At 61.6% G+C, this 12,745-nt stretch carries 6 protein-coding genes; 5 read left to right on the forward strand and 1 reads right to left on the reverse strand.

Features of this window, described 5'->3' with window-relative positions; translation table 11 throughout:
- Window positions 1–56: 56 nt before the first annotated feature.
- From V8359_RS03090 to V8359_RS03100, 3 genes are read left to right on the forward strand one after another with little or no spacing between them, the layout of a single operon-like run.
- Window positions 57–1,628 (forward strand): asparagine synthase-related protein, encoded by a 1,572-nt coding sequence (locus V8359_RS03090; RefSeq protein WP_336427239.1) that lies wholly within the window; start codon window positions 57–59, stop codon window positions 1,626–1,628.
- Window positions 1,625–2,731: a glycosyltransferase gene (locus V8359_RS03095; RefSeq protein WP_336427240.1), complete on the forward strand. Its 1,107-nt coding sequence runs from the start codon at window positions 1,625–1,627 to the stop codon at window positions 2,729–2,731. Before V8359_RS03090 ends, V8359_RS03095 begins: the two co-directional genes overlap by 4 nt.
- On the forward strand, window positions 2,728–3,672 hold the full coding sequence (locus tag V8359_RS03100) for a glycosyltransferase (RefSeq protein WP_336427241.1): 945 nt from the start codon (window positions 2,728–2,730) through the stop codon (window positions 3,670–3,672). Before V8359_RS03095 ends, V8359_RS03100 begins: the two co-directional genes overlap by 4 nt.
- Before the next feature lie 4 nt (window positions 3,673–3,676).
- Here the strand turns inward: V8359_RS03100 and V8359_RS03105 are convergent, their stop codons facing one another.
- Window positions 3,677–4,432 (reverse strand): WecB/TagA/CpsF family glycosyltransferase, encoded by a 756-nt coding sequence (locus tag V8359_RS03105; RefSeq protein WP_336427242.1) that lies wholly within the window; start codon window positions 4,430–4,432, stop codon window positions 3,677–3,679.
- Window positions 4,433–4,586: 154 nt separating this feature from the next.
- On the opposite strand from V8359_RS03105, the gene V8359_RS03110 reads away from it, so the two are divergent.
- Window positions 4,587–6,050, forward strand: a complete 1,464-nt coding sequence (locus V8359_RS03110) for a hypothetical protein (protein ID WP_336427243.1) — start codon at window positions 4,587–4,589, stop codon at window positions 6,048–6,050.
- A 253-nt stretch (window positions 6,051–6,303) separates the two neighbouring features.
- Window positions 6,304–12,741, forward strand: coding sequence for a type I polyketide synthase (locus V8359_RS03115; protein WP_336427244.1), 6,438 nt, complete (start codon window positions 6,304–6,306; stop codon window positions 12,739–12,741).
- The last annotated feature ends 4 nt before the right edge of the window (window positions 12,742–12,745 follow it).

Raw genomic sequence — 12,745 nt, forward strand, 5'->3', positions numbered from 1 at the left:
TTTGCCGCGAACATAGGACAGAAGGGCCCTGTTTTCGTGAGGACAGGCACGACAAGATGACTCGATCCGATGCCCCATACATCCGATTGACCCACCAAGACGGTGCGGCGCAAATGTCCGGTGTGGCCAATTGGCAATCTGCACCCGCCCCACTGGATCCGGCGACAGGGCTCATGCGTGGGGCGTGGGCGTGGAATGGCACAGAGTTGCAGGCCGAGGTTGATCCTTACGGTTTTTACAGCCTGTTCGTTTATGAAAAGGATGACGTGGTTGCGGTCTCACCGTCGCTGCTTGAGCTTGTGGCGCAAGGATGTGACACGACGCCTGATCCGTTGGGATTGGCCGTGTTCCACCGGCTGGGCATTTTCGTCAATGATGAGACACCGTTGAGATACGTGCGCACATTGCCGCCGGGCGGTAAGCTCGTCTGGCGCGGCGGGGAGCTACGGATAACCGGTGGGGCGGCGATCCATGTGCCGTTGAAAATAACCCGTGATGAGGCCGTAGAAGGAATGATCGAGCTGTTCCGTGCGGCCATGACGCGCATTCTGAGCGTATGTGATGGCCCGGTGATCCTTCCGCTGAGTGGGGGGCGGGATTCGCGGCATATTCTTCTGGAACTGCTACATCAGGGGCGGCAGCCCGAGACCTGTATCACCTTCCACCACAACGGTGCCGAGATGAATCGCGAAGCGCAGGCCGCCCGTGCGGTGTGCAATCGGCTCGGGGTTCGGCACGATGTTCTGGGATATGCACGGCCGAGGCTGGCCGATACTGTGCGGGCGCTGGCGCTGACTGGGCTTTGTGCGGATGAGCATGCTCAAATGATGCCGCTTTATGATTACATGGCGCGCCACGATGCCACTGGCTTTGACGGGATCGCGGGCGACATCCTCACGAACCCGGATGATTTCGCCGACCGTTTCTTTCACATGGCGGGTCGTGGGGATTGGAAGGGGATCGCGCAAGGCATGATGGATGGCCACGGTGCGGTGATTTCCACCGACGAATGGGGGCAGGGGGCCGGACCGATCCATTCGCCGGGCATGGACGAGGAGGTGCGCGACCACGTGGGCAAGGCCATCGCGCAATATGAAGGCGCGCCGGACCCCTATCAGCTTTTCTGGATGTATCATCGCACGCGACGAGAGATCAATTTCGTGCCGCAAGCCATTCTGAAGCCAGCGAAACTGGTCTATACGCCATATCTTGATACGGAGTTTGCGGATTTCTGTATGTCGCTGCCTTATAGTGTGACGATTGATCAGCAGTTGCACAATGATGCCATTGCGCGGGCCTATCCGCATGTGTCGGACATCCCGTTTCAGGAAGGGTTTCGTGAGCCGCCCGCCGCGAGGGGCCGACCGCTTCACAAGCTTGCGAGCTTGCGCGACGCATGGCGGATCGCCGGCGTTCTGAGTCCACAGGATCGGACCGGCGCGATGCTACGATGGCTTCGTCCGCGCCCTCGGCTCAAGCGGAGTCCGGGAGATGTTTATGACCTGCACGCGCTTTGCCTTCAGGGGCTGAACGCCGAACGGGCGCGCAGCATTCTGGATCTGGCCGCTAGACTGGAGGGGGACGCCCCGCGCGCGCTTGTCACTGACTGCTACGAGGGGACAGCATGATCACCCGGGTTCGTAACCGGTTGGCCGCGATGCGCCATGAGCGTTTGCGGCGGGGCGCCTATCGTCGCCCATTCGCCGGGTGGGGTGACGACCGTCTCTTGCTATTGGGGGTGGATCACCGGATTCCGCAAAGCCAGATCTATCCGTTCCACTTTTATGAACCGACGCTGAGAGCGCGCGGGATCGAGGTGCGGGAGGCGCCGGTCGAGACTTACGGTCCCGCCGCGCCGAGCGGCGCGACGACCGTTTGTTTTCAGACGCAGTTTGATATCACAGAAGCGGAGTTTGACGCCCTTACAACGCGTATCCGTGCCCTCAACCCGGGTGCGCGGCTTGTCTATCTTGATTGGTTCGCGCCGACGGACCTTAGGCTGGCGAAGATAGCCAACAGCCGCGTCGATCTTTATGTCAGCAAGCATCTGTTGCGCGACCGGTCAGCCTATGGTGTGCCGACGGACGGCGACACGACACTTATGGATTATTACGGCCATGTTTTCGGTCTCACTCATGCGCCGCAATGTTTTGATATTCCAGATGGGTTCATGGAGAAACTTCAATTGGGGCCATCCTTCGTCACGGCCCCCTTCATGCTGCCGGTTTTTACACGCGGTCAGCGGCCCACGGGCGCGCGACCACTTGATCTTCATGCGCGGATCGCGATCGGTGGATCGCCTTGGTATGCGGCGATGCGGGGCCAATGCGCCGACGCGGTTGCCGCACTGGATCAGGTCTCTGCGGTGACGGGGACGGGTATCCGCCACGATCTTTTCCTGCGCGAACTACGTAGGTCCAAGCTGTGTTTCAGCCCCTTTGGCTACGGTGAGGTGTGCTGGCGCGACTTCGAGGCCGTGATGTGCGGTTCGGTCCTGATCAAGCAAGATATGAGCCATGTGGAAACCGACCCCGATATTTTCGTGCCCCATGAGACCTATGTGCCTGTGCGCTGGGACCTGTCGGATTTCGGCGATACGGTGAACCGGCTTTTGAATGATCCGGCGCAGTGCGAGAGGATCGCGCGCCACGCGTTCGAAAGGTTGCATGATTACGCAAGCTCGGAGCGGTTCGTGTCACAGATGGCACCGCTTTGGGAGGATCGTGGATGAGTGTGGACGCGGTTGTTATCGGGCGAAACGAAGGGGCGCGGCTTGACGCTTGCCTTGGGTCACTCAAGGGGCGGGTGAGGCGGATTGTCTATGTCGACAGCGGTTCGACCGACAACAGCCTTGCGATTGCCCGCGACGCGGGGGCCGAGGTGGTCGAGCTTGACCTGAGCACGCCGTTTACCGCGGCGCGGGCGCGCAACGCCGGGTTTGCGGCGCTGACGCCGCCCGGGGAGTTCGTGCAGTTCATGGATGGCGATTGCATTCTGGCGGCGGGTTGGTTGACCAATGCGGTTGCCGCGCTGAAGGCGCGTGCGGACCTTGCACTGGTTTGCGGCAGGCGGCGAGAGCTGTGCCCCGAGGCCAGCGTCTACAATCGGCTTTGCGATCTGGAATGGAACACCCCTGTGGGCGAGGCGCGGGCCTGCGGCGGTGATTTCCTTATCCGGGCCGAGGCCTTTGCCGCAGTTGACGGGTTCGACGCTGGTCTTATCGCCGGGGAGGAGCCGGACTTGTGTCTCAGGCTGCGCCGGGCGGGCTGGCGGCTTTGGCGGCTTGATGCCGAAATGACCGAGCATGACGCGGATATGCACCGGTTCGCGCAATGGTGGCGCCGGGCGATGCGGGCGGGCCACGCCTATGCTGAAGGGGCGGCGCGCTACGGGCGCGGCCCTGAACGTCATTGGGTTCGGGAGACGGCGCGCGCGGTTTTCTGGGGGCTTGCACTACCGCTCGTGAGCCTTGGGCTGGCGTTGATCTCGCCTTGGGCGCTTGGCCTTTTGGTGGCCTATCCGCTTCAGGTCTGGAAGCTTGCACGCAAAGGGCCTTCGGCTGTCTGGGCGCTTTTTGCGGTGCTTGGCAAGTTCCCCGAAGCACTTGGGGTGCTGACCTATTGGGCGCGCCGGTTGCGGGGTCACGATGCCCGGATTATCGAATACAAATGACGCCTCAGCGTCTTGCGCGGTGGCCGATTGCCCGCACGACAAGTCCGGGCAAGATGGCAAAACACGCGGCATATCGCGGTATCATGCGCCGCGGATGTGAGAGCGCGCGCCAGAGCCATTCGAGCGCAAGAGCCCGCATGAAACGCGGTGCGCGCGCCTGATGACCCGCGATGAAATCCAAACCTGCGCCAATGGATGCAAACCCGACTGAGGGGGCAAGGTGCGCGCCGCGTGCGGCAAGGCGTTCCTGTTTGGGTGCGCCGAGCGCCAGAAAGCAAAGCCGCGCACCGGACGCCGCGAGGGTCTCAAGCGTTTCCTCCCCTTGGGGACCATCGGGATCAAAGCCCATGGCGGGCGCGTCGACGTGCAAGATTTCAAGGCCCGGCACCGCATTGCGCAATCCGGCAGCGGCCCCCTTGAGGGCATCATCCGTGCTGCCGATCAGCGCGATGGGCCAGCCTTCGTCAGCGGCGAGTTTGCATAGCGGCACGATCAGGTCTGAACCGGGCATGAGTGTCACCCGATGCCCCGCGATCCAAGAGAGCCAGACAATCGGGCGCCCGTCGGCGACGATGAAATCCTGAGCCGCGTAGGCCCGTGCAAACTCGGCGTCGGACCGGATTTTGACAAGGTGATCAAGGTTGAGCGTTGCCAGGGCAAACCCACGCCCGGGGCCAAGACGCGCACGGATCGCGGTCCAGAGTGCCCCGCGGTCAGGTATGTTGATCTCGATCACGTGATTGCCGCTTGAGAGTTTCATCGTCACCCTTTCCTGCCTCTGCATCGGATATCCGCTTGCACCGCCGTGGCAAAGAAAAAACACAGTTTCCGAAGTCGGCATGCAGGGGGCGCGACTTATCCCCGGCCTCATGATAGATTCAGATTGCAGTAAAAGGACACAGGCGCACCCGCACATGCCAAACGCATTGGCCTATCTCATGCTGATCCTCTGGCCGGTGGTGTGCCTGATCCTGTTTCGCAGGTTCTCGATCGAGCGCGCGATCATCTGGTCCATTCTCGGGGGGTATCTGATTTTGCCGCAAGCGGCAGAGTTCGATCTGCCGTTGGTGCCGGATATGACCAAGACGTCGATCCCGAACATCTGTGCCTTCGCGTTCGTGTTTTTGCTGGCTGGACGGCGCATGAACTTCTGGCCGGATACGTGGCCTATGCGCGTGCTGCTTTTGGGGTTCGTGCTTGGCGTGGTGCCGACCGTCCTCACTAATGATGATCCGATGGTGTTCACCATCCTGGGAACGACCGAGCCCATCGTTTTCGAAACGGCCAGCATTCCGGGCCTTGGCGTGATCGACCTTTTTTCGGTCGTGTCGGCACAGCTCATTGTGCTGATGCCATTTTTTCTCGCGCGGAATTTCCTGTCGAGCGAGCAGGGCATTCGCGAACTCTTGCTTGCTCTGGTTCTGGGGGGGCTGGCCTATAGCCTGCCGTCTCTCGTTGAAATACGGCTCAGCCCACAGATCAATATCTGGGTCTACGGTTTCTTTCAGCACAGTTTCGAGCAGATGATGCGCGACGGCGGTTTCCGACCCATTGTCTTTCTGCCGCATGCCTTGTGGCTGGCCTTCTTTATCATGACGGCGGCTGTTTCGGCGGTTGCGCTCGCGCGGGATGCCCAAGGGGCGACCAAGGTTCGGTGTTTTGCCGCAGCACTTTATCTCTTGTGTGTTCTCTATCTGTGCAAGAGCCTTGCTTCGATGGCATATGCCAGTGTTCTGCTGCCCTTGTTTCTTCTGGCGGGTGAAAAATGGCTGTTCCGCACCGCGATCCTGATGGCGGCGATCGCGGTCATCTATCCGATCCTGCGCGACAATGGGTGGGTGCCGCTTGAGGCGATCCTCGCTCAGGCAGAGGCGATAAATCCCGATCGCGCGCAGTCGCTTGGGTTCCGTTTTGACAATGAAGAAATGCTTCTGGAACGCGCCCATGAGAAGTGGTTGTTCGGTTGGGGCGGCTGGGGTCGCAATCTCGTGCGGGACATGCAAACAGGAGAAATAATTTCTATCCCCGATGGTGAGTGGATCATCGTCTTTGGCACCTTTGGATGGGTGGGCTATCTTAGCCAGATGGGCCTGTTGGCCGTGCCGCTGTATATGCTTTGGCGCTATGTCAAACCGCAACCCGCGCGTGGTTCGATTCACGTTGGGGCGGCTGCGGTCATCCTTGCGGTCACGTTGATCGACATGCTGTTGAACGCGATCCTGACGCCTTATACTTGGCTGCTGGCCGGGGCTCTCTGGGGGCATGCGGAGGCCAGTCTGAGAACAAAGCGCGTGACGCGGTTTACCTCTCCGAAGAGTGAGGGACCGCGAACCATCCTGCAACCTGAACGCCGGGAGGGCGACCGCACCGCGCTTTGACGTGAAGAGATTGATTCGCGGCTGATCTGACACCATTGTTGACCCAGCATGGCCAATTTGTTTCGCATACGTGGTTTGTTGTCCGGGCGTGTGATTGTGTCAGCAATGTGGCTTCGCGAAAAATAAGCAAAAGCAATAACTTATGTTATTACTCTCATCTTTGGAAGAGTTCATTTTTTGGGCGAAGAGGGAATTTGAGGTAGAACTGTGACGCCTCTTTCGCCCCGTTTTGAGTTCTGGAGACAGACATTTGATGAGTGATAATGCCCCCAAGCCGTCGGGCGGCGCCGATATTGCGATTGTCGGTATGGCGCTGAAGGTGCCGGGTGCCGATGGTGTCGACAGCTTTTGGCGCAACCTTGCGACGGGTGTCGAAAGCATCTTGCCGTTAAGCGAACAGGATTTGCAGAACGCAGGCGAAGACCCGGCGCTCGTGCGTCAGAAAAATTATGTGGCCGCCGCGGCCATGCTCGACAAGTATGATCATTTCGATCCCGACTTCTTCGGATTTGGTCCAAAGGAAGCGGCGATTCTCGATCCACAGCATCGCAAGTTCCTCGAGGTGAGCTGGGAGGCGATGGAGCAATCCGGCCATGTGCCGCAAACGTTCAATGGCCGGGTCGGTGTCTATGCCGGATGTGGCATGGGAAGTTATTTCTTCTTCAACATATGCTCGAACCCCGATCTTGTGGATGACGTGGGCATGTTTCTTCTGCGCCATACCGGGAATGACAAGGATTTCCTGTCAACGCGGGTGAGCCATGTTTTCGACCTCAAGGGTCCGAGCCTCAATATTCAGACCGCCTGTTCCACGTCGCTCGTTGCCGTGCATCAGGCGCGTCAGGCGCTGATGCGGGGTGAATGTGACATGGCGCTTGCGGGCGGGGTCACGATCGAACTGCCGCAAGGGCGGGGATATCTTTGCAAAGAGAACGAAATCCTGTCGCCGGATGGGCATTGCCATGCGTTCGACCACCGCGCGCAAGGGACGGTCTTTGGCAGCGGGGCCGGGGCCGTGGCGCTACGTCGGCTTGAGGATGCGCTGGCGGATGGAGATCATATCTGGGCGGTGATCAAGGGGAGTGCCATCAACAATGATGGCGCTGCCAAGGCCGGATACCTCGCACCCAGTGTGAACGGGCAGGCCGAGGCGATTGCCGCCGCTCTTAGCGATGCGGGGGTGCCGCCCGAAAGCATCGGATACGTGGAATGTCACGGGACCGGCACATATCTGGGCGATCCCATCGAAGTGGCCGCCCTGACCGAGGCGTTCGGGCCGGCGGATGCGCCGCGCACCGGGATCGGATCGGTCAAGACAAACATTGGCCATCTTGATACCGCCGCGGGGGTGGTGAGCCTGATCAAGACGTCTCTTGGTCTCTATAACGGTCAGATGCCGCCAAGCCTTGGATATGAGAGGCCGAACCCGTCGATCGACTTCGAACAAAGCCCATTTTACGTGAACAACCGCCTTCGCGAATGGCAAGGCGAGGGACGTCGCCGCGCGGGTGTGAACTCGCTTGGGGTGGGGGGCACGAATGCGCATGCGGTGCTTGAACAAGCACCCGAGCGCGCAGCATCCGAGCCGTCCGACTGGCCCATGCATATTCTTACCCTTTCGGCGCGCAGCAAAGGCGCGCTTGACGGCAACGCGCAGGCGCTTGCGGCGTATCTGCGTGACAATCCCGAAGTGCCGCTGGCCGATATTGCCTATACGCTCAAGACAGGGCGCGCGGCCTTCGAGAAACGACGCGTGCTTGTGGCCGAAAGCCATGAGGAGGCCGTGCGCCTGCTTGAAAGCGGCGATCCACAGCGGGTTTTCACTCAGGATGCGCTGAGCAAGGCGCCCGATGTGGTCTTCATGTTCCCCGGTGGGGGCGCGCAATACGCGGGCATGGCGCGCGACCTCTATGATACCGAACCGGTTTTCCGTGACTGGATGGACAGGGGTCTGACCCATCTGGATGGCGTGCTCGATTTCGACATCCGAACGATGTGGCGGCCTGATGAGATCACCCCCGAGACCGAAGCGGCGCTTTTGAAACCTTCGGTGCAACTTCCGCTGATCATGATCGTGGAATATGCGCTGGCGCAGCTCTGGATGAGCTGGGGCATCAAGCCGACGGCCATGGTCGGTCATTCGATGGGTGAAAACACCGCTGCGTGCCTTGCTGGCGTGATGTCGTTCGAGGCCTGTATCGATCTGGTTCTTCTGCGTGGCCAACTTTTTGACAGTGTCCCCGCGGGCGGCATGCTGAGCGTGTCACTCCCCGAGGCGGAGCTGCGCGAGATGATCGGTGATGATCTTGATATGGCGAGCGTCAACGCACCCGATCTGTGTGCCGTGTCGGGCCCCGATGCGGCGCTTGAGGCGCTCGCCGCGCGACTTGCCGCGCGCGATATCGACCGTCAGCGCATCGCCATCGACATTGCGGCGCATTCGCGGATGCTTGCCCCGATCCTTGATGAATATCGTGCTTTTCTTGCGTCCCTCGACCTGTGCCCGCCGCAAATCGAGGTGATTTCGAACCGGACTGGCCTGCCCTTGACCGCAGAGCAGTCAACCGATCCTGACTATTGGGTCGCGCAACTGCGCAACACCGTGCGCTTTGGTGATTGCATGGCGGCGCTTTCGGAGCGGCGAGACCGCGTCTTTCTTGAGGTTGGGCCGGGCAAGGCCCTGAGTTCACTGGCGCAGATGCAACCCGCCGTGACAGCCGGGCAAGTTCTCAGTTCCTTGCGTCACCCGCAGGACGCAACAGCGGATGACGCACATTTCCTTCGCGTCATCGGGCGTCTCTGGGCGGCAGGGGTCGAAGCCGACTGGAATCAGATCTGGGGCGATGCACGGCGCAACCGTGTGGTGCTTCCGACCTATGCATTCCAGAGTGCGCGCTATTTCATCGAACCCGGCACGGCCGTGGCCCGGACCGAACACCCCGAAGTGGCGCGTCACGAAAGCATGTCGGACTGGGGCTATCGCACCGCGTGGGTGCCGCGTTATGCGGCCTGCGAGATTGACGCTCTGGAAACCTCAGAGCCCATGACCTGGCTGGTGTTCACGGACGAGGCTGGTGTCGTCGCGCCAATGGTGGACCGGCTGCGCGCGACGGGTCACCGGGTGATCACTGTGGCGTCGGGCGACAGTTTTCTGCACCGGGGCGAGGACGATTATATGCTGGCCCCCGAAGTGGGGCGCGACGGGTATGATACGCTTTTCACCGCGTTGGACGCCGATGGCGCATTGCCCGACAGGATCGTTCATGCGTGGCTTGTCACTGCGGCCGAGCGGTTTCGGCCCGGCAGCAGCTTTTTCGACCGCAACATGGAGCATGGCTTCTTCAGTCTGTTCTACATCGCGCAGGCGATGGGTGGGGTCGATATGCCGGAAACATGTCACCTGACGGTGCTCTCAAACGGTGCCATTCAAGTCGCCGGCGAGGCGCTGCCCTGGCCCGAGAAGGCGCTGATCGCGGGCCCTGTGGGCGTCATCCCGCGTGAGTTTCCGGGTGTCACGGTGGCAAGTCTTGAACTGGATCTGTTGCCGGATGCACGCGGGCGCATATCGCGTCAGGCACAAGAGGCGTTGACCGCGCCTTTGCTGGATGAAGTCCTTGCTGAACCGGCCAATCTGCGCGCAGCGATGCGTGGCGGACGACGTATCGAGGCGCAGTTGCGGCCCTCCGCACTTCCCGAGGCTGCGCGCAAGGCGGCGGGATTTCGGCCGGGCGGCACGTATCTTATTACCGGGGGCCTTGGCGGTATCGGGCTGAGCGTGGCGCGGATGCTGGCCCGCGACCACAGCGCAAATATCGCGCTGCTTTCGCGCAAGGCACTGCCGCCTCGGGCGGAATGGGACAGCTATCTCGATCGGTCGGGCGGGACCGGGCCGATGTCGTCGATTTTGCGATCCTGCAAGGAGATCGAAAGCTTGGGGGGAACCCTTCGCGTGCTTCAGGCTGATGTGACCGACCTGAGGGCGATGCAGGATGTGGCGAATGAACTGCGGGCCGAGTTCGGAGGCGTTGATGGCGTGATCCATGCGGCGGGCCATATTGACGATGCGCCCATCCTTGCCAAGGACGCAGCCGGGATGCAGGCGGTGCTTGCCCCCAAGGTGGCCGGACTCAGGGTGCTTGACGAGGTCTTTCCGGATGGCACGCTTGATCTCATGGTGCTGTTCGCATCGACCTCGACCGCGACGGCGCCGGCGGGGCAGGTAGACTACGTCGCGGCGAATGAATACCTCAACGCCTTCGCGCGTGCCCGACGCGGGAGCAAAACGCGCGTCATGGCGCTCAACTGGGGCGTCTGGGCCGAGGCGGGAATGGCCGCCGAAGCTGTTGCGGCGAGGATGGGCGACGCGAACGAGGAAAAGCTCGCTCTCGACCTGCCGCTTCTGTCCGAAGCGACGCCAGAGGTGGGCGGTGTCCAATCGCTGCGCGGCACGCTTGATGCCGAGCGTGACTGGGTGGTGAGCGAGCACCGGACACGGCGCGGCCAAGTGATTATGCCCGGCACCGGAACCGTCGAGTTGGCCGCACAGGCATTGGCGGCCAAGGGCATCGCTGCTCCGTTCGAGATACGTGACCTTATGTTCCTTCGGCCGCTCGAGGTCACAGACCGGCGCGCCATCGACATCCGGCTGGAAACCGAGCGGCAAGGGCTCATGTTCTCTCTGCGCGCCGAGGCCGAAGCGCAGGGACAGCGCGGCCTTGTCACCACAGCCGAGGCGGTGCTTGCGCCGCTCGATCCGGTCGCGCGGCCCGGGCGCGTCGATCCGCGCGCCATTGAAAAACGCTGTGCAACGATCCTGCCAATGCCCTTTCACTCACCACAGGAGGCGCATCTGGACTTTGGCCCGCGGTGGAGCGTGGTGGCTCGCGCTGCGCTTGGCGACAAACAGGGTATCGCTCATATGCGACTTCCCGAGATTGCGCAGGCCGATCTGTCCAAAGGATACCGGCTGCATCCCGCGCTTCTGGATATCGCGACCGGCTGGGCGATTTCGCTGGCGCCGGACTATGCTGCGGATCACCTCTGGGTGCCGATGTCCTATCAATCGATCCGCGTTTGGCGCGATTTGCCACGCGACATTGTAAGCTGGGTTCGGCTGCGCACGGGGCAGGGTGATGACATTGCCGCTTTCGACATAACGCTGTGCGGAGAAGATGGCGAAGTGTTCGTCACGATCGAGAATTTTCAGATGCGACGGATCGCGGTGCAGGGTGGATTTGCAATCACTCCGCCCCGGCCCGACGAAATTCTGTCCGATCGCGTGGACGCCGCCCCGCTGAGCAAAGCCGAGGCGCGTCTAGCCTATCGTGTGTCGCGTGGGATTGCCCCACAGGAAGGCGCCGAGGCGTTGACCCGTGCATTGGCGCTTGGCGTGTCCGACATCTATGTCTCGTCGCTTGACTTGCCTGCGCTGGTGACCGAGGCCATGACCCCCGAGACCACCCCGGCAAAGTCCGGGCAAAGTTTTCAACGACCGGATCTCGACAGCGACTTCGAAGCGCCGGAAGGCGCCACGGAAGAACAGCTTGCCACGATGTGGGAGGCTCTTTTGGGGATCGACCGGGTCGGCGCTTTGGACAGTTTCTTTGACTTGGGTGGTCATTCGCTTCTTGCCGTTCGGCTTTTTGCGCAGGTGAAGCGCGCCTTCGGTGTCGACTTTCCGATTTCGGTCTTGTTCGAGGCCCCTTCGATCCGACCGTTGGCACAGCGCATCGTGGAAAAGGGCGGCATTGCGACCGATCCCGCGGCGTCCACCACCCCCGGAGCGTCCGAGGAAGCAGCCGAAGCAGAGACCGGGCTACGCCACGTGGTGCCACTGCACGCGGGAAATCCGGGCCAAGGCGTGCCGCTTTTCATCGTGGCGGGCATGTTCGGAAACGTGATGAACCTGCGCCACCTTGCGCTTCTGATCGGGTCGGACCGTCCGGTCTTTGGCCTTCAGGCGCGCGGCTTGGTAGGTGACGAGGCGCCACACACCTCCATTTCAGCAGCGGCGCGCGACTATATCGCGGAAATGCGCGAAGTTCAGCCCGAGGGGCCATTCATGATCGGCGGATTTTCCGGCGGCGGCGTGACAGCATATGAGATTGCGCGGCAATTGACCGAGGCGGGTCAGCGCGTGGGCGCGCTCATCATGCTCGACACGCCCTTGCCGGTGCGCCCGTCGCTTAGCCTGCGGGACAAGGGCTGGATCAAGGTTCATGAACTGCGCCGGAAGGGCGTGGGGTATCTTGGCGAATGGGCACGCAACCGTCTTGCCTGGGAGGCCGAAAAGCGCCGCCGCGCCGAGGCGCGTGAAGCCGGGCCCGAAGCCGGTGGATTCGACAATGCCAAGATTGAACAGGCCTTTCGCTACGCCGTGGCGCAGTATGTGCCCGAACGGTGGGACGGGCCGCTCACGCTTTATCGTCCGAGGCTTGATCGCCACTGGGCCGTGTCGGGCGGAGGCTATGTAAGCCGTGAACGCGAATATGTGTTCGAGGACAATCAGTGGACGCGATATGCGCCCCGCATCGAGGTCATCGAGGTGCCGGGCGACCATGACAGTATGGTGCTTGTCCCCAATGTCAGCGTTCTCGCACGGCATATCAGGGCCGAGCTGGATCTTGCCGACCCAGATGGCACCAGTGGGGCAAACGGGCTTTTCTGGCCCGGACAGTCGGCGGCGGAGTAACCCG

It is taken from the genome of Roseovarius sp. E0-M6 (genome assembly GCF_037083845.1).
Lineage (GTDB): Bacteria > Pseudomonadota > Alphaproteobacteria > Rhodobacterales > Rhodobacteraceae > Roseovarius.

What these genes read in the sequence shown, in the direction of transcription:
- V8359_RS03095 (WP_336427240.1), top strand. Translation starts at nt 1,625, where the DNA reads ATGATCACCCGGGTTCGTAACCGGTTGGCCGCGATGCGCCATGAGCGT.
- V8359_RS03100 (WP_336427241.1), top strand. Translation starts at nt 2,728, where the DNA reads ATGAGTGTGGACGCGGTTGTTATCGGGCGAAACGAAGGGGCGCGGCTT.
- V8359_RS03105 (WP_336427242.1), bottom strand. Translation starts at nt 4,432, where the DNA reads ATGAAACTCTCAAGCGGCAATCACGTGATCGAGATCAACATACCTGAC.
- V8359_RS03115 (WP_336427244.1), top strand. Translation starts at nt 6,304, where the DNA reads ATGAGTGATAATGCCCCCAAGCCGTCGGGCGGCGCCGATATTGCGATT.
- V8359_RS03090 (WP_336427239.1), top strand. Translation starts at nt 57, where the DNA reads ATGACTCGATCCGATGCCCCATACATCCGATTGACCCACCAAGACGGT.
- V8359_RS03110 (WP_336427243.1), top strand. Translation starts at nt 4,587, where the DNA reads ATGCCAAACGCATTGGCCTATCTCATGCTGATCCTCTGGCCGGTGGTG.